Consider the following 21,098-nt stretch of genomic DNA (forward strand, 5'->3'; position numbering starts at 1 on the left):
TTAAGGTTTTTGGGGTGCATTTTGGTGCCCTGGGGGAAAGGACAGCCTTGAACGTTGCGCCCGCCTGGCGAAAGCCCACCGCCGCAGCCGCGCTCCTCGCCGCGGCCACCCTGACGGCCGCCTGCTCCAGCGCCCCCACCACCGAGAAAACGGACACACCAGGCACCACCCCCACCAGCGCCACCCCCCAGGCCCCCACGGTCAGCATCACCCCCGCCGAAGGCGCCACCAAAGTCAGCCCCGAGAAAAAAGTCGTCGTCACCGCCGCCGGCGGCACCCTCGACGACGTGAACGTCACCGCCGACGACGAACAACTCGACGGCACCTTCAACATCGACCGCACCCGCTGGGTCTCCAAAACCCCCCTCAAACCCTCCACCAGCTACGACGTCACCGCCAAAGCCGGCGTCACCGCCGCCACCGCCACCTTCACCACCGCCAAACCCCAGCGCGCCCTCCAAGTCGCCGACGTGACCCCCAACGCCAAAGGCGAAACCGTCGGCGTCGGCGCCCCCATCATCGTCACCTTCAACCAGCCCATCACCAACAAGGCCACCATCGAACGCGCCCTGGAAGTAAAGGCCGAAAAACCCGTCGACGGCGCCTGGCGCTGGATCAACGACACCGTCGCCATCTACCGCACCGCCAAATACTGGCCCGCCCACCAGAAAGTCACCTTCAACGCCAACATCACCGGCATCAAAGGCGGCAAAGGCCTCTACGGCGTCAAGGACTACACCGCCACCCTCGACATCGGCGCCAAGCAGATCAGCAAGGTCGACGTCGACAAACACATGATGTACGTCTACCGCGACGGCAAACGCGTCCAGACCATGCGCATCAGCGCCGGCATGGCCACCACCCGCGAATACACCACCACCTCCGGCGTCCACCTCACCATGGAACGCGGCAGCCCCGTCCGCATGATCTCCCCAGGCCGCAAAAAAGGCGACCCCGGCTACTACGACGTCATGATCGACCACGCGGTCCGCATCTCCAACTCCGGCGAATACGTCCACGCCAAGGACAACGTCTGGGCCCAAGGCGTCCGCAACGTCAGCCACGGCTGCATCAACGCCCGACCCGACCAGGCCAAATGGTTCTACGACAACGTCCAGCGCGGCGACGTCGTCGACGTCACCGGCACCGACCGCGAACTGGAATGGAACAACGGCTGGGGCTACTGGCAGATGTCGTTCTCCCAATGGAAGAAGGGCAGCGCCCTGAACAAGAAAGCCTGACCCCCGCAACGGCCCGGCCGGCACGCAACGGCACCGCGAACCCCGCACACCCCCGGGCCCACCCGCTCAGTCAGGCAGCGCAGGCACCACCACCCCCACCGCCGCCACCTCGCCCACCCGGCGCGGCATCCGGCACTGCCGCACCAGCACCGCCTCATCAAGCCGCCCAGTACGGGCCTGGAACAGCAACCCCGCCGCCCGATGCCCCGCAACGCGGCCGGGCCCAGCTCACCGGCCAGCCGCCGCGCCGCCCCCACCACCGCGGGAAACGCCGACCGCACCTGCGCGGCCCACCCCCCGACCCCCACTCCCGGGTGGCCCCGTCCTCCCGCTCACCACTCGTCGAGCCGCACAGAATGTCCTCCCACTGATCCGCCGGCGCGACCCCGGACACCATCGCCGCATGAACGACCCGGACATGCTCGTTCTCGAAGAAGTACGGCAGCGTCCGCCCACCTCACCCGGCGCCGGACCACGATCGACCACATCACCGACGCTCACCAGCAGGTCATCCGGGCGCAGGCCGGCCCTCTCCAGCAGCTCCAGCAACTCCTCGACAAACCCATGGACGTCACCGACGACGACAGCACGCTGCCCCCCGCAGAGCCTGGACACCCACCACAACCGCGGGCCAAGCCATTACCCCGCCCCAGACCCAGGGCTCACACCAGCGCCAGCTGCGCCGCGGCCGGCTCACGCCGCTCGACCGGCGCCGGCCCGCACCCCATCCCGTACACCCCGCACAACTGCGCGATCTGCCCCGTGATCCGCTCCTCATAACCGGCCGACGGCATCCCCGCCCGGTCATACAGCTCCTCATACCGCTCCACCAGATGCGGATGAGCCTGCCCCAGCCACTCCATATACCACTGCCGCGTCCCCGGCGGCAGCCGCAACACCACCGGCTCCACCGCCCGCGCCCCCGCCGCCGCCACCCGCCGCACCGTCGCCGCCAGCTGATCGGCCGCGTCACTGAGCAACGGCAACACCGGCGCCATCAGCACCCGGCAATCCACCCCAGCCTCCACCAGCGCCGACACCAGCTCCAGCCGCGCCTGCCCACCCGGCGCCCCCGGCTCCACCGCCCGCCGGATCCGCTCGTCCACGAACGCGATCGACACCGCCACCCGCGCCCCCGCCCGCGCCAGCAACCCCGCATCACGCAACACCAGCGCGCTCTTGGTGTAAACCGTGAACGGCACCGCCGCCTCACCCAGAGCCGCGATCACCCCCGGCATCAACCGATACGTCCGCTCCGCCACCTGATAGCAGTCACCGCTCACCCCGACGGCCAGCTCCTGACCGTCCCACCGCGCCAGCTCCGCCCGCAACCGGTCCACCGCGTTCGGCTTGACCACGATCCGCGTGTCGAAATCAGGCCCCGCGTCCAGCCCCAGCCGCCGATGACCCGCGCGGGCACCACAGCCGCGGCAGGCATGGGCGCAGCCACGGTAGGGGGACACGGCCCACCGCTGCGCGATGCCCGCGACCTGCGGCACCCGCTCGATCACCGTGCGGGCCTGCACCTCGTAGAAGCCGTCACGCACCACCGCGCGCCGCTCGATCAGCGGTCGCTCATCGGCGGCGTCGACCAGCGACAGCGCGTCCCAACCCACATCCACCAATGGAACACGCATTCGACAGCCTTTTCAAGCGGTTCCCGCCACACCAGAAGAACATCACCGTACGGGACGACGCCGGGGGAGCACCACCCACCCGCCACCGGGGGAGCGGACGATAAAATGGCACACCCGTACCACTTTTGCCCCGGGAGACCCCATGCCCTGGCTCCTGCTCACCCTCGCCATCACCTCCGAAGTCCTCGCCACCTCCGCCCTCAAACTCAGCAACGGCCTCACCCACCCCGGCTGGACCATCGCCGTCGCCACCGGCTACATCACCAGCTTCACCCTCCTCGCCCAAGCCCTCAAACTCCACCTCGACATGGGCACCGCCTACGCCATCTGGTCCGGCGCCGGCACCGCCGCCATCGCCCTCATCGGCGCCGCCTTCATGGGAGAGACCCTCACCCCCCACAAGATCGGCGGTATCCTGCTCATCATCGGCGGCGTCATCGTCCTCAACCTCGCAGGTGGCCATTGAACCCGCACCCCGACCCCACCCACCCAGCACCCCGCGAGCAACCCCCCGCACCACACCACCCCGCCACACCGGGGGAGCGGCACCCCACCCTCACCCCACCCCCCGCCCAAGCACGCGGCCGACGCCGCCGCGCCACCCTCCTCAACGCCGCCGTCGACCTGCTCACCGACGGCGGCTTCGCAGCCGTCACCCACCGCGCCGTCGCCCAACGCGCCCACCTGCCCCTGGCCGCCACCACCTACTACTTCACCTCACGCGACCAACTCCTCGCCGAAGCCTTCGCCCAGCTCGTCGAAGCCGAACTCGCCACCACCCGCACCTGGATCACCCAGCACGGCCTGGCCACCCTGCCCGAACACCTCGCCACCACCGACCGCACCCGCCAGCTCGGCCTCTGGGAGCTCTACGTCCACGCCGGCCGCGACCCCGTCCTCCAGCACATCGCCCGCCGCTGGACCGACGGCTGCGTCCGCATCATCGCCGACACCCTCCACCTACCGGCGACCGACACCCGCGCCCGGCTCCTCTACACCACCATCTCCGCCCTCTGGCTCGAGCAGATCGTCGAACAACGCCCCACCGGCGAAACCCGCACCCTCCTCACCACCGCCATCGACCACACCCTGAAGGCCATGACCGTCCACCACCTCGCCCTGCGCACCGACTGGGAAGCCGCCCAGCACACCGGCGAATACCGCATCTCCACCCTCGGCCGCACCCTCGACGACGAAGGCTTCATCCACCTCAGCCGCGACCTCACCCAACTCCACGGCGTCCACACCGCCTACTACCAGAACGTCACCGAACCCCTGCTCATCCTCGACATCGACCCCACCGGCCTCGACATCCGCCTCGAGAACGGCTACCCCCACCTGTACGGCCCCCTGCCCACCACCGCCGTCACCGCCGTCCACCCCTACACCCGATAAACCCCGCAGGACAGACCCGACGACAGAAACCCGGGGGAGCAGGGGAGCGGAGCACACCCGGCCACCACCCGACACCCCGGCACACCCGACACCACAGAACCGCACGCAACCCCCGCCCGCGCACCCGCACAATGGTCCCCATGGACACCCGAACAGCCGCCCAACGCTTCGCCGACACCTGGCAACACGGCTGGACCCACCACGACACCGCCGCCATCACCGCCCTCTACCGCGACGACGCCGTCCACACCAGCATGCCGTTCCGCCCCCCGCACCACGGCAAACAAGCCATCACCGACTACATCCAATGGTCGTTCACCGGCGAGACCCAGCCCCGCGTCACCTTCGCCACCCCGATCGTCGACGGCGACCAGGCCGCCATCGAATTCCGGGTCCACGCCCACGACAACGGCCGCCCCATCACCCTCGCAGGCTGCGTCTTCGCCCGCTTCGACCCCGACGGCCTCGCCGTACAGACCCGCGACTACTGGCACACCGCCGACGGCCACCAATAACCCACCCGACCGCCGGCCCCCACGGCCCCCACACCAAACCCGCCGAACCCCCGGCGGAAACGATCAGCGCACCACCCGCAACGGCGGCGCCCCACGACCAGGACCCGCCGCCACCGGCGGCGGAACCGGAACCGGCGCCGGCTGCGGCACCGAACCAGGACGCCCCATCTGCTGCGTCACCTGCTGCGCCGGAACCTGCTGCTGCACCGGCCGCGGAACCTGCTGCGTCCGCTGCGCCTCATCCTCCGCATGCCGCTCGGCGCACCCACCCCCGCAGTAACCGTTCGTCACGATCAGCCGCCCACGCAACGGCGTGTACGCCTCCCGGCCGGTAGCGGGCACCACACCCTGGCACACCGGGCATAACACCGTCTGGGTCCCCACGTGCTGCTCCTCTCGCGACGCGAATAGCAGGAGCTCCACCCTAAGTCCACACGTCCCGCCAAGGACAGCGAATCAACATAACGTCAAACCAGCCGTCAAGCCCCGCAAGGGGACCACACCCGATCACTCTCCGCGACGAAACCCCGCTCAGCACCGCCACCGGCCCCCGCCGCCACCCCCGGCACCACCACCCGGCCCGCCGAAAAAACTTCCCGCCGCACCCACCGGCGCCACCCGAGCGGAGGAGCGGGGAACCCCTTCCGGAACGCGTCTACTTGACATAATGTTCATTATCGAGCAAACAAAGATGTGCCGAATAAGGCACCCGCTCCAGGGCAGACGCCAACGCATGCCCACCCTGGAGATCGCCGGCCCCCACATCGTCGCGCTCACCGCCGTCATCACCGCCGCCGCCATCTGGGCGATCATCATGGCCGCCCGGCTCACCCGGCGCCCACGCAACCGGCTCGGCCCCAGCGTCGACCTCGTTGACCAGGCCCGGGAGCTCAAGTCCCACGGCCAGATCCAGGAAGCCGTCTTCCTCGTACGCGGTGAGACCGGCATGAGCCAGCGCGCCGCCGCCCGCTTCGTCAACCGCCTCTGACCCCTCTCGGGTTAAAACCGACATTCACTCTCATACCGGACAGAACATGGATTCTGTTGGGTATCAGATCTGTCGGCAGGCCGGCCCCGCCAGGCGGTCGCGCACCGGTTCACCGCGCCCCGCGACGTCGATCGCGCCAGGACAGGGCCGGCGGACGCCGGTCGGCCCCTGCGGCGGCGAGAGGGCCCGCCCGGCTGTGGCGCGTGCCAGGGGCGGGCCCTCTCCCCCGCCGGAGCGGGCTCTCCGTCCAGAATGTGGGGTCTCCTCCCCCCGGCTGCAGCGGGATGTTTTCGGGCAAATCAGGTCAATTTGGGCCGGTCAGGGTGGCTATTTGCCGGATGGGTCAGCACAGGTGGAAGATTCGTGTCAGCATCAATGGCATGTATGGGTCATATGGGACCGCCTTAAATGCCGGTGGCCGGTGGGATCGCCCGTCCGCCTGAGCAGTCCCGTGCCCTGCCCGTTCCTGACCGCTCGCTCCCCTGTCCGGAAAGAAGTGTCCGCGTGCGTATCTTGCTGCTCTGTTCCGCGTTCAACGGCCTGACCCAGCGTTGCTGGCTGGAGCTGCGCCGGGCCGGTCATGACGTGACCGTCGAGCTGGCCGTGTCGGAGGAGGTGATGGTGGAGGCGGCCGATCTGGCCAAGCCGGATCTGGTGATCTGCCCGTTCCTGAAGGAGCGGGTGCCGGCGGGGTTGTGGCGGTCGCACCGTACGGTGATCATCCATCCGGGTCCGCCCGGGGACCGGGGGCCGTCGTCGCTGGACTGGGCGATCGCGGATGCCGAGCCGGAGTGGGGGGTGACGGCGTTGCAGGCGGTGGAGGAGATGGACGCGGGTCCGATCTGGGGGTATCGCAGGTTCGCGATGCCGGCGGAGGCGCCGCGGAAGTCGGCGTTGTACAACGGGCCGGTGGCCGATGCGGCGGTGGAGCTGGTGGTGGAGGTGGCGGGTAAGGCGGCGGACGCGTCGTTCGTGCCGGAGCCGCTGGATTACCGGTCGCCGGAGGTGCGGGGGCGGTTGCGGCGGGCGATGCGGCACGCGGATCGGGAGTTCGTGTGGGCGGAGCCGACGGAGGACATCGTGCGGCGGGTGCGGGCGGCCGATGGGGCGCCGGGCGGGCGGGCGCGGTTGTGCGAGGTGCCGGTGCGGGTGTTCGACGTGTACGCGGGGCCGCAGGTGGCGGGGACGGCGGGGCAGGTGGTGGGCCGGCGTGAGGGTGCGCTGCTGGTGAGGACCGGGGACGGCACGGTGTGGGTGGGGCATCTGCGGGTGGAGCAGGAGGGCGGGATCAAGTTGCCGGCCGTGATGGCGCTGGGTGAGCGGGTGGCGGGGGTGCCGGAGCGGAGCGGGTACAGCGAGATCACCTATGACCGCAGTGAGGCGGTGGGGGTGGTGAGTTTCGACTTCTACAACGGGGCGATGTCGACGGAGCAGTGCCGGCGGCTGGCGGCGGCGTTGCGGTACGCGGTGGCGCAGGATACGCGGGTGCTGGTGGTGCGGGGCGGGGAGGTGTTCTCCAATGGCATCCACTTGAACGTGATCGAGGCTTCGGCTCATCCGGAGGTGGAGGCGTGGGCGAACATCAATGCGATCAACGCGGTGTGCCGTGAGGTGATCGGGTGTGTGTCGCAGCTGGTGGTGACGTCGCTGGGCGGTAATGCGGGTGCGGGTGGGGTGATGATGGGGCTGGGTGCGGATCAGGTGGTCGTGCGTGACGGGGTGGTGCTGAATCCGCATTACCGGACGATGGGGTTGTTCGGGAGTGAGTTGTGGACGTATGTGCTGCCGCGGCGGGTGGGGGCCGAGCAGGCGCGGCGGTTGACGCAGGAGGCGTTGCCGATCGGGGCGGCGCAGGCGGTGGAGCTGGGGCTGGCGGATCAGTCGCTGGGCGGGTCGCGGCTGGAGTTCGAGCGGCGGGTGCTGGAGTATGCCGAGCGGCTGGCGGCGGATCCGGGTTATGATCGGCTGCTGGCCGGGCGTCGGCAGGTGCGTGAGGTGGATGAGCGGCGTAAGCCGTTGGCCGCTTATCGTGCCGAGGAGCTGGCGGAGATGAGCCGTGACATGTTCGACGATCGTCATGGGTTCCGGGCGGCGCGGCGGGCGTTCGTGCGGAAGGTGAAGGCGTCGGCGACTCCGGAGCATCTGGCGGGGCATCGGGAGTTGTCCGGCGCGTCGGCCGCGGCCGGCGCGGGGGCATCTCATATGTGAGATATGGTCTCCTGTTGTGGCAGATGATTATCTTGTGCGGATCGGCCGGCTGATCAGGGACGCGCGTCAGCATCGTGGATGGACGCAGCTGCAGCTGGCCGATGCGCTGGCGACGAGTCAGAGTGCGGTCAACCGGATCGAGCGCGGCAACCAGAACATCAGCCTTGAGATGATCGCCCGGATCGGTGAGGCGCTCGACAGTGAGATCGTGTCGCTGGGCTATGCCGGGCCGATGCATCTGCGGGTGGTGGGCGGGCGCCGGCTGTCGGGCAGCATCGATGTGAAGACCTCGAAGAACGCGTGTGTGGCGCTGCTGTGCGCGTCGTTGCTGAACTCGGGGCGCACGATTTTGCGGAAGGTGGCGCGGATCGAGGAGGTCTACCGGATTCTGGAGGTGCTCGCCTCGGTCGGGGTGCGGGCGCGGTGGATCAACGAGGGCAGCGATCTGGAGATCGTGCCTCCGGCGCGGCTGGAGCTGGAGGCGATGGACACGGACGCGGCTCGGCGTACCAGGAGTGTGATCATGTTCCTGGGGCCGTTGATGCATCGGACGGAGCAGTTCCAGATTCCGTACGCGGGTGGGTGTGACCTGGGGACGCGGACGGTGCAGCCGCACATGTCGGCGTTGAAGCATTTCGGGTTGGACATCACGGCGACGGGCGGGTTCTATCACGCGCGGGTGGATCGGGGGGTGTCGCCGTCGCGGCCGATCGTGCTGACCGAGCGGGGCGACACGGTGACGGAGAACGCGCTGCTGGCGGCGGCGCGTCATGACGGGGTGACGGTGATCCGCAACGCCTCGTCGAACTACATGGTGCAGGATCTGTGTTTCTTCCTGGAGCAGCTCGGGGTGCGGGTGGAGGGGGTGGGGACGACGACGTTGACGGTGCACGGGGTGCCGTTCATCGAGCGGGATGTCGACTACTCCCCCTCCGAGGATCCGGTGGAGGCGATGAGCCTGCTGGCGGCGGCGGTGGTGACGTCGTCGGAGCTGACGATCTGCCGGGTGCCGGTGGAGTTCCTGGAGATCGAGCTGGCGGTGCTGGAGGAGATGGGCCTCGATCATGATCGGGGGCGGGAGTACGCGGCGGCGAACGGGCGTACGCGGCTGGTGGATCTGACGGTGCGGCCGTCGAAGCTGGTCTCCCCCATCGACAAGATCCATCCGATGCCGTTCCCGGGGTTGAACATCGACAACGTGCCGTTCTTCGCGGCGATCGCGGCCGCGGCGCAGGGGTCGACGCTGATCCATGACTGGGTGTACGACAACCGGGCGATCTATCTGACGGAGCTGACCCGGCTGGGCGCGTCGGTCAAGCTGCTGGATCCGCACCGGGTGCTGGTGGAGGGGCCGACCCGGTGGCGCAGCGCGGAGATGATGTGCCCGCCGGCGTTGCGGCCGGCGGTGGTGGTGCTGCTGGCGATGATGGCGGCCGAGGGCACGTCGGTGCTGCGGAACGTGTATGTGATCAACCGGGGTTACGAGGACCTGGCCGAGCGGCTGAACGCGCTGGGGGCGCGCATCGAGACCTTCCGCGACATCTGATTTTCTGTCGGTGCCTGCCGCTACGGTCGTGGTTGCCGGTGGTGGTGGTGCCTGACAGGGGAGGTGGCGCGGGTGCGGCCTGCGGAGCTCGAGCGGTTGACGGTGGCCGAGGCGGCTGACCGTTATGTGGAGCTGGTGCGGGCCAGGACGTCGACGGGGGCGCTGTCGCCGTCGACGGCGGAGGTCTATGCGCGGGATGTGGCGACGCTGGTGGCGCTGGCGGGTGAGCGGGCGGTGCTCGACGATCTGACCGGTGAGGACGTGGATGCGATCCTGCTGGCGTTCGCCCGCAAACCCGACGGCCGCCGTTCGGGCGGCGCGGGCGGCACGGGGGGTGAGGGCGGGCAGTCGGCGTCGTCGCAGGCGCGTTTCCGCCGGTCGGTGTCGGCGTTGTTCAAGCATGCGGCGCTGGCCGGGTGGGTGCAGGTCAACCCGATGACGACGTCGACGGTGACGGCCAAGCAGCGGGGCGGGTTGCGGCCGGAGCGGCGGGCGCTCACGCGGGAGCAGGCGCAGGGGCTGATCGGGGCGGCTCGTGCGCTGGAGGAGGCGCCGGCCTCGGGTAAGCGGCGGGATCAGCGTACGGAGTTGCGTGACGCGGTGATCGTGCTGTTGCTGGCGACGGTGGGGCCGCGGGTGTCGGAGCTGGTGCGGGCGAATGTGGAGGATTTCTTCACCAACGACGGGGTGCGTTACTGGCGGATCTTCGGCAAGGGCGGCCGCACGCGGGATGTGCCGTTGCCGGATGACGTGGCGGAGGTGCTGCAGGCGTATCTGGCGCGGGGGCGGCCGGGGGTGCAGGACAAGGCGTTGCTGTTGTCGTGGCGGGGGCGGCGGCTGGCGCGGGGTGACGTGCAGGCGGTGATCGATCGGGTGCTGCGGCGGGTGGATCCGGAGCAGCGGCGTTCGGTGACGCCGCATGGGTTGCGGCATACGACGGCGACGCATCTGCTGGCCGACGCGGTGGACATGGACGCGGTGCGGCGGGTGCTGGGGCACAGCGATCTGTCGACGCTGGGGCGTTATCGCGATGATCTGCCGGGTGAGCTGGAGGTGGCGATGCGGGCGCATCCGCTGTTGCGGGGTAAGCCGGGGTCGTGATCCGGTCCCCGGGGAGCGGTGCTTTCATTTCCCGATCATCGGTGGCGTGGTGCGCGGGTTGGGGCGTGCCGGCGCTGTGCGGGGGCCGGCGCGGGGGGTTCGGTGATCGGGGTGGTGCCGGGGTGGTTCAGGTGGAGGCGGGGGTGGAGCGGACGGCGAGGTGGTCCAGGGAGATGCCCAGGACGTCGGCCAGGGCCGCGATGGTGAAGAACGCGGGGGTGGCGATGCGGCCTGTCTCGATCTTGCGGAGTGTCTCGGCGGACATGCCGGCGGCGGCGGCGACCTCGACGATGCTGCGTTCGCCGCGGGCCTGGCGCAGGGTGTGGCCGAGTTGCTCGCCGCGGAGTCGTTCTTCGGGGGTCAGTGGAGGTCGTACCATGGTCACAACTCTATACCCGGATACAAATACCGGTATAGTTATGCGGCTCACATGCTCGGAGTTCGGTGGGCGCAGTAGTGGGCGGGTGCTGTGGTCGGCGGGGGTGCTGTCTCGGCCACGCCGGGCGGCCGCCACCTGGGCTCTACGCCAACCCGCCCCGACGTCATCGCATTCGGTCCGTCATCGCCGCCGGCTCCGTTGGGGGCCTCTGAACGCCGAGGGCCCACAGTGCATGACCAGCGGTCACGCTTGTGGCCCCGGGGTCGTCGGGGTCGGGTTGCCGGTGCCAGGTTCGGTGGGAGGTTAAACCTGATGAACCGATAAATAGGTACCTATACGGGGAGAAATCCCGTCCTTCTCTGGGGGTGCCTTCTCGCATGCTGGACATGTCGACAGGTCGCGGAGGGAGACGAACGAGGTGTACGCCATGTGTCACTCCGGTGCCGCACGCGGAGACGCTCCGCGCCGGCCCGTCATGCTGGGGCTACGGCCCTGGAACACGCTCCTGGTCATCGCGGACACCCTCGCCGTGCGGACCCGCCGGGCCGCGAACGACCACGATGTCAGCTGGACCCTGGCCGCCCGCCCCTCCGCGGTGCCCACCGCCCTGCGCCTGACCGCCCTCCGCCTGGCCGCCTGGGACCTGTGCGACCACGTGGAGACCACCCAGCGGCTCGTCGGCGCGCTCGTCGCCGACGCCCTCGACTACGCCATCGACGGCGTCCGAGTCGGCTTCCACCTCGAAGACGGGCTGCTGCGCTGTGAAGTGGAGGACACCGGCAGCGACTCGGTCCCGGCCCGGCACAACCCGATCGCCACCCGTCTGGCCTGCTGTTCCGGCGTGGCCGACAACCTCGCCTGGTTCGAGCTGGTCACCGACGAGCGCAATCACCACCACCCGCCCCGCTGACCCGCCGCCGGAATCGGCCACCACCGCCCAGACACCCGGTTCCGGCGGCGTCCCCGCCACGGATCCGCGCACCCGGAACGGTCCCCCTCCCCCCATCCCCCTACTGGGCGCCGTCGCGGGGCGTCATGCCACCTGGTCGTCGTCCTCCCGGCCGCGGGCGCCCACCCACACGGCGATCTGGGCCCGCGAGTGGAACCCCAGCTTGCTCAGGATGTGCTCGATGTGCCCCTCGGCGGTCCGCTGCGCGATCACCAGGGAGGCCGCGATCTCCTTGTTCGTCAGCCCGCGCGCCACCAGCGCCGCGATCTCCGTCTCCCGCCGGGTCAACCGCGCCCACTGCCCGCGATCGTGGCCGCCGCGCCCGCGTGCGTCCTCCCGCAACGCGTACGCCATCCCCTCCTCGTACGACAACCGCGCGCCCCGCCCGACCGCCGCCTCGAACGCCGCGTCCCCCAGCGCCGCCCGGCAGCACGCCACGCACTCATCGTGGTACCGCATCAGATGCCCGAACCCGGACATCACCGCGCCCACCGACGCCCACACGCTCTGCACGATCCCCAGCAGCCGCGCCGCCCGGTCGAACCGCCGCTCCGCGGCCGCCACCCACGCCAGCACCTCGACGCTGACGCCCACCCCCATCCAGTCGCCGATCGACCGGTCGAAGGCCAGGCTCCCGCTCGCCAGCTCCGCCGCCCGCGGCAGGTCACCCTGCCGCCACACCTCCACGCTCAGGGCCATCATCGCGTACGCCCGATGCCAGCCCTCCCCCGAGGCATCGCTCACCGCCAGCGCCTCCTCCCCGGCGGCCACCGCCCGCGCGGACTCCCCCGCGAACGAGTGCGCCAGCGACAACCGCACCAGCGCCAGCGACAACCCCGCCAGATCCCCCGTGCCGCGATGCCGGGCCAGCCCCTCCTCGTAACGCTCGACGGCCTCCGCGACCCGCCCGCGGGACATGGCGATCATGCCGGAGAACAGCGCCGCGTATCCCAGCACCGACTCGTTCTCCAGCCGCTCCCCCAGCCGGCGCGCCTCGCGCACCATGCCGTCCGCCGCCGTCATGTCCCCCTGCATGATCGTCAGCCACGCGCCCGCCCACAACGCGCGGGCGCGTACCTCTAGCGGGCCCGCCCCGGCGGCCAGCCCGCGTTCCACCCAGTTACGCCCCTCGCCCAGGTAATAACTGGTGATCCAGTGATACAGCAGGTCCGTGGCCAGGCTCAGCCCGGCGCCCGACTCGCCCGGCACGGCAAAGCACGTGTCCAGCGCCGCCCGCAGGTTGGCGTCCTCCACCTGCAGCCGGGTGAACCGCCCGACCTGCCCGGCCCCGAACACCTGCGCACGTGCCTGCTTGGCCAGCTCGCGGTAATAACCGGCGTGCCGCCGCCGCAACACCTCCTCCCGGCCGGAGGCGACGAGCCGCTCGCGGCCGTACTCGCGCAGCGTCTCCAGCATCCGGTAGCGCACTCCGCCCCGGTGGTCCTCCCGTACCAGGACGGACTTTTCCACCAGGCCGATCACCAGATCGACCACGTCCTCGCGGGCGATCCCGTCCCCCGAGCAGACGGCCTCGGCCGCCTTCAGATCCAGCCCGCCGGCGAACACCGACACCCGCTCCCACAGCAACCGCTCCTCGTCCGAACACAGCGCGTAACTCCAGTCGATCAGTGCCCGCAGCGTCTGATGCCGGGGCAACACCGTCCTCGATCCACACCTCAGCAGGCGGAACCGGTCCTCCAGCCGATCCAGCACCTGCCGCACCGACAGCGCCCGCAGCCGTACCGCCGCCAGCTCGATCGCCAGCGGCAACCCGTCCAACCGGCACACGATACGGGCCACGACCTCCCGGTTGTCCTCGGTCACCGCGAACCCCGGCACCACGGCACGGGCCCGCTCGACGAACAGCCGCACCGCCTCACCCTGCGCCAGCGCCTCCGGCGACAGGCCCGGCCGGCGCCGCTCCGGCAGCGACAGCGGCGGCACCGGCACCACGTGCTCGCCCCCGATGCCCAGCGCCTCCCGGCTGGTGGCCAGGACGCGCGCCTCACCCGCCGTCCGCAGCAGCGTCTCCGCCAGCACCGCGCACTCGGCGACCAGGTGCTCGCAGTTGTCCAGGATCACCAGCACCTGCTTGTCCCGCAGGTGCTCGGTCAGCGCAGCCAGCGGCGCCGTACTCGTCAGGTCGCGGATCTCCAGCGCCTCGGCCACCACTTCGGCCAGCAGCTCCGGGCACTGCAGCGCGGCCAGCTCCACCAGCCACACGCCGTCGCGGAAGGCCCGCCGCACCTCGTGGCCCACGCGCAGCGCCAGCCGGGTCTTGCCGACTCCGCCCACACCGGTCAAGGTCACCGCCCTGGACACGGACAGCAACTGCCTGACCTCGGCCACCTCGTGCCGACGCCCCACGAAACTCGTCACCTCGGCGGGCAGCCGGCAGACGTGCTGGCTCCGGGAGGTACTGGTCATCACCGCTGTCATGGCGCCTCAACCGACACGCGCGACCGGTGGGCCACCACCGCGCCGCGACGTCCTCATCGCCACCAGGTTATGCGCAGCCTCCGAGGTGGGGGAGCGTGTCCGAAAAGCTGCGCCAACTCTTGGCCAACGCATGGGATTACCGCGCCCCGCCCTTGACCGCCCCTCCCCCGGGCGGGAATCACCACAAGCCGTACATGCGGTTGCGGGAATATACCCGACCCCGTATATTCGCCCCCATGCGCTTCGACGTGCTAGCCGAACCCACCCGGCGCGACATCCTCGACCTCCTCCTCCAACGCCCCCACCTCGTCGGCGAACTCAGCCACCACCTCGGCCTCACCCAACCCGGCACCAGCAAACACCTGCGCGCCCTCCGCGAAGCAGGCCTCGTCACCGTCCGCAAAGACGCCCAACGCCGCTGGTACGAACTCCGCCCCCAGCCCCTCGCCGACATCGACGCCTGGCTCACCCCCTACCGCAAACTCTGGAACCACTCCCTCGACCGCCTCGAACACCACCTCGACACCATGGAGGACGACACCCCATGAACGAAAACCTCACCCTGCACCCCGACGGCCGCACCACCCTCACCATGCAACGCCGCCTCCCCCACCCACCCGCCAAGGTCTGGCGCGCCATCACCCAACCCGAGCACCTGGCCCACTGGTTCCCCGCCACCATCACCATCGACGGCGACCGCATCACCTACGGCTTCGGCCCCGACGGCCACATCACCGAGAACGACCCGCCCCGCGTCTTCGCCCACACCTGGGGCCAGGACGACCTGCGCTGGGAACTCCACGAGGACGGCCCCGGCACCCTGCTCACCTTCACCCACACCTTCACCGACCGCCACGGCGCCGCCAGCTTCGCCGCCGGCTGGCACACCTGCCTCACCGCCCTCCTCGCCCACCTCGACGAACGCCCCTTCCACGAGCCCACCGGCACCGGCCGCCTGCACGAGGACTACATCGCCATCCTCGGCCTCGACCCCGCCACCACCGACGAGCACACCACCCGCGTCGAACGCCAGCTCACCCGCCCCGCCGACCACGTCTGGCAGGTCCTCGGCGGCCCCGACGCCACCCCCGGCGCCCCGCCACCCGCCCCGTTCACCACCCCCGGCCTCCAGCCCGGCCCCGTCACCCGCGCCGAGACCGCCAAACTCCTGGAGTACGACACCACCGGCGGCACCGTGCGCTGGGAGCTCATCGCCGGCACCGGCCACGGCGCCCGCCTCGTCATCATCCACACCGGCGACCCCGCCGCCGCCCCGGCCTGGCGCAGACGGGTCGAGGAACTGGCCGCTGACCTCGCTGGCTAGGGGTTGACGGGGGTGACCTGGGTTTTTCTCCCACCCACGTCCTTTACAATGTAGATCATCAAGCGCCGAGACCCAGCGCGGCCGCCGTCACCGCCCGCGCCCGTCCCGGCACCATCAGCAGATCCGTCGAATCCGCCAGCTGGTCCACGCACCCCACCACCGGCAGCTCCCGGATCACCGGATCCGTCACCGCCGCCAGCAGCGCCTGCGCGAACCGGTCACCGCCGATCACCTCGAACGGCCGGTCGTGGAACCCCCGCACCCGCTCGTCCAGCCGCTCGGCCAGCGCCACCCGGTTCTGCAGCGCCGCCACCCGCCCGTACGCCGCCGACAACCCCTCCTGCCGGCCCCGCCACGACCGGGCCGCCATCGCGGCCCCCAGCGACTCCCCCAGCTCCGCCGACCCCGGCATCCGCGCCAGCGCGCTACCGAGCCATTTCGCGTACGGCGGGTAGCGCCGCCGCAGCAGCAGCGCCAGCCGCATCACCTCCCGCGCCAGCCGTGCCCCCACCACGGCCGACCCCAGCTCGTCCCCCACCTCACCGCACCGGCCGGGAAACGGCTCCTCCTGCGCGATCCGCCGCCACTGACACGCCAGCACATACCGCCACACATCCTCGGGATACCAGCGCAACGACCCCCTGACCGCCTCCAGCCCCGCCCCCGGCAGCCCGTCGTGGAACACCTGCCCGCACGTCACCTCCGCCAGCCGCTGCCACGGCACCGACAGCCAGTCCAGCAGCGACACCCCCGCCCGCGGATCGAACCCGAGCCGCCCCGCCAGCCACCCGTCCAGATCCGTCACCGTCACCCCGGGCCGCACCCGCCCGTGGTAGGTGAACACCGTGGGGTAGCCGTGGAAGCGCTCCGGCAGCCCCGCCTCGACCTTCGCCCCTACCTCGGCCACCGCCTCGGCCGCCACGAACACCAGCACCCGCGGCCCCCAGTCGTGATCGGCCGAGCGGGCCGTGTCGAAGGCCAGCACCTCAGAGCCGGGCCCGATCAGCGCGGCACTGTGCGCCACGCCGGGCACCAGCGGCGCCACCACCTCGGTGTAGAAGGCGCGCGACAACTCGATACCAGGTACAAAATCGGACATCACCCGGTCAACTCTGCCCCAGCGCCGCCCGAACCTCACCCGAATTTCCCCGCCCCCGCCGCCGTACGGGCCGGCCAGCAAGCGCGGCAGCCTGTGCTCAGCTCACCACGTGGGTGGCCACCACCCGCCGCCGCCGATAGCCGAGCCGCCCGTACAGCGCCAGCGCCGGCGCGTTGTCGTCGTCCACCATCAGCGCCGCCCGCCCGTACGCCGCCACCAGCTCCGCCGACACCCACCGGCACACCAGCCCGCCCAGCCCCCGGCCGCGAAACCGCGCCCGCGTGGCGACCCCCGCCAGTAACCCCACCTCCGGCGCCGACCAGGCGTCGGCCGCCACCGCCGCCAGCTCGCCGTCCACGCGCACGCCCGCCCACCGGCGCACCCCCGCCAGGCCGGGCACCGCGTAGGAGGCCGGCGCGTCGGCCGCCAGCAACCCGGCCACCTCCGCCTCCTCGCCACCGTCCAGCCAGCGCACCGCACCGCCGTCCCGGCCCTCCGCGCTCCCCCCGCCGCCGGGGACCTGCGGGGCGCCCTGGACGGGCGCGGCATCGAGGCTCATCCACGAGAAGCGGCCGCGCTCCTGCAGCAGCCCGTCCAGCTTGGCCGTCACCTCACGTACCAGCTCCAGCTCGCCGAACGGCCGGTAGGAGGGGCCCAGCTCGGCCAGCGCGTGCCGGACGAGCTCGATCGCGCCGGACGCCTCGCCCCACACACCGAGCCGGTCAGCCCGTGACAACCCCGGGCAGCCGGCCACCACCGCCTCACCCAGCGCCCACGCCCGCGCCCCGCCCCTCAGGCCCTGCGCCGCCCACACGAGCAGGTCGTCGTCCCCGCACGCCGCGCGTACCTCATCGGCGGTGCGCAGCTCGCGGATCACAGGATCGCGCCCGGACGGTACGCGGCCGCCGCCGGATGGGCCGCCACCACCTCCGCCACCTGCCGCGAGACCGCCGCCACCTGCTCGGCCGCGGCCCCCGTGAACGACACCCGGTCGGCCAGCAGCTCCTCCAGCCGCGCCCGGTCCAGCGGGAACCGCTCGTCGGCGGCCAGCAGGTCGAGCAGCGCGTTGGCGCCCCCCTGCGAGCGCATCGCCAGCGCCGCCGCCACCGCGTGCTCCTTGATCAGCTCGTGCGCCCGCTCCCGGCCCAGCCCGGCGCGTACCGCCGCCATCAGCATCTTCGTCGTGGCCAGGAACGGCAGGTAGCGGTCCAGCTCGGCCGAGATGACCGCCGGGAACGCGCCGAACTCCTCCAGCACCGTCAGCATCGTCTCCACCAGCCCGTCGAAGGCGAAGAACGCGTCCGGCAGCGCCACCCGGCGCACCACCGAGCACGACACGTCGCCCTCGTTCCACTGGTCGCCGGCCAGCTCCCCGACCATCGAGGCATAGCCGCGCAGCACCACGGCCAGGCCGTTGACCCGCTCGCACGAGCGGGTGTTCATCTTGTGCGGCATCGCCGACGAGCCGACCTGCCCCTCCTTGAAGCCCTCCGTGACCAGCTCGTGCCCGGCCATCAGCCGGATCGTCCTGGCCAGCGACGACGGCGCCGCCGCCAGCTGCACCAGCGCCGTGACCACCTCGAAGTCCAGCGAGCGGGGATAGACCTGCCCGACGCTCGTGAAGCGGTGCGCGAACCCCAGATGAGCCGCCACCCGCCCCTCCAGCTCGGCGAGCCTGCCCCGGTCGCCGCCCAGCAGGTCCAGCATGTCCTGGGCGGTGCCGACCGGGCCCTTGATCCCGCGCAGCGGGTAGCGGCCGATCAGCTCCTCCAGCCGCCGGTAGGCCACCAGCAGCTCGTCGGCGGCCGTCGCGAAGCGCTTGCCCAGCGTGGTGGCCTGCGCCGCCACATTGTGCGAACGGCCCGCCACCACCGTCGCCGTGTGCTCCTCGGCCAGCTCCGCCAGCCGGGCCAGCAACGCCACCACCCGGTCGCGCACCAGCAGCAGGCTGTCGCGCACCTGCAACTGCTCGACGTTCTCCGTCAGGTCGCGCGAGGTCATGCCCTTGTGCACCTGCTCGTGACCGGCCAGCGCGTTGAACTCCTCGATGCGGGCCTTCACGTCATGACGGCTCACCCGCTCGCGCTCGGCGATCGAGTCGAGGTCGACCTGCTCGACCACCTTGTCGTAGTCGTCGATCGCCCCGTCCGGCACCGCCACCCCCAGCTCGGCCTGCGCCCGCAGCACCGCCAGCCACAACCGCCGCTCCGCGACGATCTTGTACTCGGGAGACCACAGACGGGCCAGCTCGGGCGAGGCGTAACGAGCGGCCAGGACATCGGGGATACGCGGCTTGGAAGTCACGTTCGACAAGTGTATTCATCCCGCCGTGGGCGCCCGGCACCCAGCCTCCACGGCTCGTTGCGGGGGTTTGGGGGGTGATGGGGCGCGGGGTGACACGACCCCGGCGCCTTTACAATGTAGATCAATTAAATCCGACGGCTCACCGGACCGGGCGGACCTGGGCCGCGAGAGTGTCGGCCGAGATGGGCCGTACGGTGTCGGCGGCGGCCAGGAGGTCCGCCTCCGAGGCGCCATGGCTGTCGAGCTCGATCAGCGCGCCACCGCCGTGGGTGAAGACCGCGACCCGCCCCTCCCGTCCGTGCCGCACCCATCGGCCCCGGGAGGCCGCGGCGCACGGCGCGGCCGGGTCGTCGTCCCACGACGTGGCGTTGTACGGCGTCGCGCACGCCTGGGCGGCGGTCGCGGCCGAGGCCCGGCGGACGACCACCTGGATGCCGAGACGGCTCCCGCCCACCGTCTCCGCGCCGACGCGCCGGTATTCCAGCAGGATCAGCGGTTCGACCGTGTCGCGGACGATCGGAGGCTCGGCCGCGTACAGTCGGCGCCCGGCGATGCCGGGCGCCACCAGCGGCACTCCGAGCAGGTCGAAGGCGCGTGCCAGGTGCCAGCGCCGGACGGGCTCCTCCAGGGGCGCGGCCAGCGCGCAGACGGCGGCGAGCACGCCGAGCGAGGCCACCCCGGGCCACACTCGCCGCATGCCTGTCAGTGCCCCGGCGGCGGTGAACCCGGCCACGGCCGCCGACAGGTGCACACCGCCGAGCAGTGACCGGTCGAAGCCGTAGAAGGTGGTCTCGGGCACGAACCGCCACAGGGCCGCGCCCAGCACCAGCGTGGCGACAGCGCCGGTGAACGCGATGAGCGGCCAGTGGCGTAACCGGAGCAGGGCCGCCGAGGCCAGGCCGGTCAGGAAGACGGCCGGCACCATCGCGGGGGAGAACGGGCCGCGTACGCCCGAGTGTCCGTCCCATGGCGTGCTTGCCGCCCACAGGACGGCCTGCACGGCCCCGACGGCCAGCCCGGCCAGCGCTCCCCTGCCCCACTCCCGCATGCGGCCCATCATGGCGGACGCGGCCGGCTGATCGACGTCCACCGGCCTGCCGCGGGGCAATACGCGCCGGGGCTCCGCCTGCGATGGGAGTTGTGAGCTGGTCAAGCTGGTTGTGCGCGGACCCAGTCGCGATTCTCGCGCACGACGGTGAACCCAGCCGATCGGTAGAGCGCCACCGCGGCTTCGTTCGTGGAGGGGGTCACGACGGTGACCGCGCTAGCGCCACGGTCGGCGAGAGCCGCGCACGCGCCCAGCACGGCATCGCGCCCGTAGCCGTGCCCGCGATGGTCGGGATGGGTGCCGACCGGTTCGAGCAGCCCGCACCTGCCCTCGCCCGCGAACCATCCGGTCGCGGCGGCCGCGGGCTCCCCGGTGGGCGTGCGTACGAGCGTCTCCAGGGCCAGGCCGCCCGCCGGCGACCGCATCATCGTGTGCCAGCGCTCGATGGTGAACGTGGAACCCGTGAAGGCGGACCGCTGCACCAGCACCCGGTCGGCCGCATCGGTCTCACCGACCGGTTCGGCGCGGCTCGACACCGGCCGCGGGGTCCACGACATGACGAGCCAGGGCTCCTCCTCCTGGTCCAGCTCCCACCCGGGCACGGGCAGACCGTCGACCCGATCGTTGCCGGGCTCCAGCAGCTCCTCGGCGTCGGCCGCGAGCGCCCGGAGATCGGCGCCGGGCGCGGCGGTCACGCGCAGCACGGGGCCGTCGAGGAAGCCGGCCGCCACTGGCGCCCCATCATCGACCCAGAGGAAGACGGCCACGTCGTCGAACCGCAGGTGCCACCCCACGTCTCCTGGATGCAGGCCGCCGCCCGGGGCATCGGCCGGCGTCCACGCGCACAGCGCGCGCAGCGCCGGGCCGGTTTCTTCAGGGGCCAGGTGGTGCCGCCCGAGTGAGATCATGGACGGCAGACTAGCCA

Annotated in this window: 21 protein-coding genes; 11 read left to right on the forward strand and 10 right to left on the reverse strand. The window is 71.3% G+C overall.

The genetic code is table 11. The features are described from left to right. The first annotated feature begins 47 nt into the window (after nucleotides 1-47). Complete coding sequence (locus BLS95_RS12615) at nucleotides 48-1,241, forward strand: L,D-transpeptidase (protein ID WP_090931137.1); 1,194 nt, start codon at nucleotides 48-50, stop codon at nucleotides 1,239-1,241. Between the two features lie 228 nt (nucleotides 1,242-1,469). Here the strand turns inward: BLS95_RS12615 and BLS95_RS59800 are convergent, their stop codons facing one another. Together BLS95_RS59800 and BLS95_RS58975 are read right to left on the reverse strand one after the other, a co-directional pair. Then, nucleotides 1,470-1,856, reverse strand: a complete 387-nt coding sequence (locus BLS95_RS59800; protein ID WP_218135731.1) for a metallophosphoesterase — start codon at nucleotides 1,854-1,856, stop codon at nucleotides 1,470-1,472. A gap of 47 nt (nucleotides 1,857-1,903) precedes the next feature. Further along, entirely contained in the window at nucleotides 1,904-2,878 is a 975-nt protein-coding gene (locus BLS95_RS58975) for a radical SAM protein (RefSeq protein ID WP_281249986.1), read from the reverse strand. A 142-nt stretch (nucleotides 2,879-3,020) separates the two neighbouring features. Between BLS95_RS58975 and BLS95_RS12625 the strand changes: the two genes are divergently transcribed. The 3 genes from BLS95_RS12625 (at nucleotide 3,021) to BLS95_RS12640 (ending at nucleotide 4,788) form a co-directional block, all read left to right on the forward strand. Next, complete coding sequence (locus tag BLS95_RS12625; protein ID WP_090931138.1) at nucleotides 3,021-3,344, forward strand: DMT family transporter; 324 nt, start codon at nucleotides 3,021-3,023, stop codon at nucleotides 3,342-3,344. After that, the gene (locus BLS95_RS57780) at nucleotides 3,341-4,273 is read left to right on the forward strand and encodes a DUF952 domain-containing protein (RefSeq protein ID WP_245765009.1); all 933 of its coding nucleotides are present in this window, start codon (nucleotides 3,341-3,343) and stop codon (nucleotides 4,271-4,273) included. The genes BLS95_RS12625 and BLS95_RS57780 overlap by 4 nt, the downstream gene beginning before the upstream one ends. 140 nt (nucleotides 4,274-4,413) lie before the next feature. Beyond that, nucleotides 4,414-4,788, forward strand: a complete 375-nt coding sequence (locus tag BLS95_RS12640; RefSeq protein ID WP_090931139.1) for a nuclear transport factor 2 family protein — start codon at nucleotides 4,414-4,416, stop codon at nucleotides 4,786-4,788. Between the two features lie 63 nt (nucleotides 4,789-4,851). On the opposite strand, the gene BLS95_RS12645 is transcribed toward BLS95_RS12640, so the two are convergent. Beyond that, nucleotides 4,852-5,172 carry a hypothetical protein gene (locus BLS95_RS12645; protein WP_143043682.1) on the reverse strand — a complete coding sequence of 107 codons (321 nt, stop codon included), beginning with the start codon at nucleotides 5,170-5,172 and terminating at the stop codon, nucleotides 4,852-4,854. Nucleotides 5,173-5,521: 349 nt separating this feature from the next. On the opposite strand from BLS95_RS12645, the gene BLS95_RS12650 reads away from it, so the two are divergent. The 4 genes from BLS95_RS12650 to BLS95_RS12665 all read left to right on the forward strand — a co-directional run bounded on the left by BLS95_RS12650 (nucleotide 5,522) and on the right by BLS95_RS12665 (nucleotide 10,631). After that, nucleotides 5,522-5,776, forward strand: a complete 255-nt coding sequence (locus BLS95_RS12650) for a hypothetical protein (RefSeq protein ID WP_090931141.1) — start codon at nucleotides 5,522-5,524, stop codon at nucleotides 5,774-5,776. Between the two features lie 504 nt (nucleotides 5,777-6,280). Further along, nucleotides 6,281-7,984: an enoyl-CoA hydratase-related protein gene (locus tag BLS95_RS12655; RefSeq protein ID WP_090931142.1), complete on the forward strand. Its 1,704-nt coding sequence runs from the start codon at nucleotides 6,281-6,283 to the stop codon at nucleotides 7,982-7,984. Nucleotides 7,985-8,000: 16 nt separating this feature from the next. Beyond that, nucleotides 8,001-9,530 carry a helix-turn-helix domain-containing protein gene (locus tag BLS95_RS12660; RefSeq protein ID WP_090931143.1) on the forward strand — a complete coding sequence of 510 codons (1,530 nt, stop codon included), beginning with the start codon at nucleotides 8,001-8,003 and terminating at the stop codon, nucleotides 9,528-9,530. 72 nt (nucleotides 9,531-9,602) lie between these two features. Beyond that, nucleotides 9,603-10,631 (forward strand): tyrosine-type recombinase/integrase, encoded by a 1,029-nt coding sequence (locus BLS95_RS12665; RefSeq protein ID WP_090931431.1) that lies wholly within the window; start codon nucleotides 9,603-9,605, stop codon nucleotides 10,629-10,631. A 127-nt stretch (nucleotides 10,632-10,758) separates the two neighbouring features. Here BLS95_RS12665 and BLS95_RS12670 read toward each other — a convergent pair whose 3' ends face one another. Beyond that, nucleotides 10,759-11,010 carry a helix-turn-helix domain-containing protein gene (locus BLS95_RS12670; protein ID WP_090931144.1) on the reverse strand — a complete coding sequence of 84 codons (252 nt, stop codon included), beginning with the start codon at nucleotides 11,008-11,010 and terminating at the stop codon, nucleotides 10,759-10,761. 427 nt (nucleotides 11,011-11,437) lie between these two features. Between BLS95_RS12670 and BLS95_RS12675 the strand changes: the two genes are divergently transcribed. Continuing rightward, nucleotides 11,438-11,920, forward strand: coding sequence for a hypothetical protein (locus tag BLS95_RS12675; RefSeq protein ID WP_143043683.1), 483 nt, complete (start codon nucleotides 11,438-11,440; stop codon nucleotides 11,918-11,920). A 123-nt stretch (nucleotides 11,921-12,043) separates the two neighbouring features. Here the strand turns inward: BLS95_RS12675 and BLS95_RS12680 are convergent, their stop codons facing one another. Next, nucleotides 12,044-14,386 carry an ATP-binding protein gene (locus BLS95_RS12680; protein ID WP_245765010.1) on the reverse strand — a complete coding sequence of 781 codons (2,343 nt, stop codon included), beginning with the start codon at nucleotides 14,384-14,386 and terminating at the stop codon, nucleotides 12,044-12,046. A 248-nt stretch (nucleotides 14,387-14,634) separates the two neighbouring features. Here BLS95_RS12680 and BLS95_RS12685 point away from each other — a divergent pair, with 248 nt between their 5' ends. Beyond that, on the forward strand, nucleotides 14,635-14,946 hold the full coding sequence (locus BLS95_RS12685) for an ArsR/SmtB family transcription factor (protein ID WP_090931147.1): 312 nt from the start codon (nucleotides 14,635-14,637) through the stop codon (nucleotides 14,944-14,946). Then, nucleotides 14,943-15,722: an SRPBCC domain-containing protein gene (locus tag BLS95_RS12690; RefSeq protein ID WP_090931148.1), complete on the forward strand. Its 780-nt coding sequence runs from the start codon at nucleotides 14,943-14,945 to the stop codon at nucleotides 15,720-15,722. Before BLS95_RS12685 ends, BLS95_RS12690 begins: the two co-directional genes overlap by 4 nt. A gap of 58 nt (nucleotides 15,723-15,780) precedes the next feature. Here the strand turns inward: BLS95_RS12690 and BLS95_RS12695 are convergent, their stop codons facing one another. The 5 genes from BLS95_RS12695 to BLS95_RS12715 all read right to left on the reverse strand — a co-directional run bounded on the left by BLS95_RS12695 (nucleotide 15,781) and on the right by BLS95_RS12715 (nucleotide 21,081). Continuing rightward, nucleotides 15,781-16,821, reverse strand: coding sequence for a DUF4037 domain-containing protein (locus BLS95_RS12695; RefSeq protein ID WP_090931149.1), 1,041 nt, complete (start codon nucleotides 16,819-16,821; stop codon nucleotides 15,781-15,783). Nucleotides 16,822-16,918: 97 nt separating this feature from the next. After that, on the reverse strand, nucleotides 16,919-17,698 hold the full coding sequence (locus BLS95_RS12700; RefSeq protein ID WP_218135732.1) for a GNAT family N-acetyltransferase: 780 nt from the start codon (nucleotides 17,696-17,698) through the stop codon (nucleotides 16,919-16,921). Beyond that, nucleotides 17,695-19,125, reverse strand: coding sequence for an adenylosuccinate lyase (gene purB / locus BLS95_RS12705; protein WP_090931433.1), 1,431 nt, complete (start codon nucleotides 19,123-19,125; stop codon nucleotides 17,695-17,697). The genes BLS95_RS12700 and purB overlap by 4 nt, the downstream gene beginning before the upstream one ends. A 139-nt stretch (nucleotides 19,126-19,264) precedes the next feature. Continuing rightward, entirely contained in the window at nucleotides 19,265-20,215 is a 951-nt protein-coding gene (locus BLS95_RS12710) for a hypothetical protein (protein ID WP_090931150.1), read from the reverse strand. 59 nt (nucleotides 20,216-20,274) lie between these two features. Further along, nucleotides 20,275-21,081, reverse strand: coding sequence for a GNAT family N-acetyltransferase (locus BLS95_RS12715; protein WP_090931151.1), 807 nt, complete (start codon nucleotides 21,079-21,081; stop codon nucleotides 20,275-20,277). Between the last annotated feature and the right edge of the window lie 17 nt (nucleotides 21,082-21,098).

The organism is Nonomuraea jiangxiensis (assembly GCF_900099965.1).
In the GTDB taxonomy this organism is placed as follows: Bacteria; Actinomycetota; Actinomycetes; order Streptosporangiales; family Streptosporangiaceae; genus Nonomuraea; species Nonomuraea jiangxiensis.

What these genes read in the sequence shown, in the direction of transcription:
- BLS95_RS58975 (WP_281249986.1), bottom strand. Translation starts at nt 2,878, where the DNA reads ATGCGTGTTCCATTGGTGGATGTGGGTTGGGACGCGCTGTCGCTGGTC.
- BLS95_RS12625 (WP_090931138.1), top strand. Translation starts at nt 3,021, where the DNA reads ATGCCCTGGCTCCTGCTCACCCTCGCCATCACCTCCGAAGTCCTCGCC.
- BLS95_RS12640 (WP_090931139.1), top strand. Translation starts at nt 4,414, where the DNA reads ATGGACACCCGAACAGCCGCCCAACGCTTCGCCGACACCTGGCAACAC.
- BLS95_RS12650 (WP_090931141.1), top strand. Translation starts at nt 5,522, where the DNA reads ATGCCCACCCTGGAGATCGCCGGCCCCCACATCGTCGCGCTCACCGCC.
- BLS95_RS12670 (WP_090931144.1), bottom strand. Translation starts at nt 11,010, where the DNA reads ATGGTACGACCTCCACTGACCCCCGAAGAACGACTCCGCGGCGAGCAA.
- BLS95_RS12675 (WP_143043683.1), top strand. Translation starts at nt 11,438, where the DNA reads ATGTGTCACTCCGGTGCCGCACGCGGAGACGCTCCGCGCCGGCCCGTC.
- BLS95_RS12680 (WP_245765010.1), bottom strand. Translation starts at nt 14,386, where the DNA reads ATGACCAGTACCTCCCGGAGCCAGCACGTCTGCCGGCTGCCCGCCGAG.
- BLS95_RS12685 (WP_090931147.1), top strand. Translation starts at nt 14,635, where the DNA reads ATGCGCTTCGACGTGCTAGCCGAACCCACCCGGCGCGACATCCTCGAC.
- BLS95_RS12690 (WP_090931148.1), top strand. Translation starts at nt 14,943, where the DNA reads ATGAACGAAAACCTCACCCTGCACCCCGACGGCCGCACCACCCTCACC.
- BLS95_RS12695 (WP_090931149.1), bottom strand. Translation starts at nt 16,821, where the DNA reads ATGTCCGATTTTGTACCTGGTATCGAGTTGTCGCGCGCCTTCTACACC.
- BLS95_RS12715 (WP_090931151.1), bottom strand. Translation starts at nt 21,081, where the DNA reads ATGATCTCACTCGGGCGGCACCACCTGGCCCCTGAAGAAACCGGCCCG.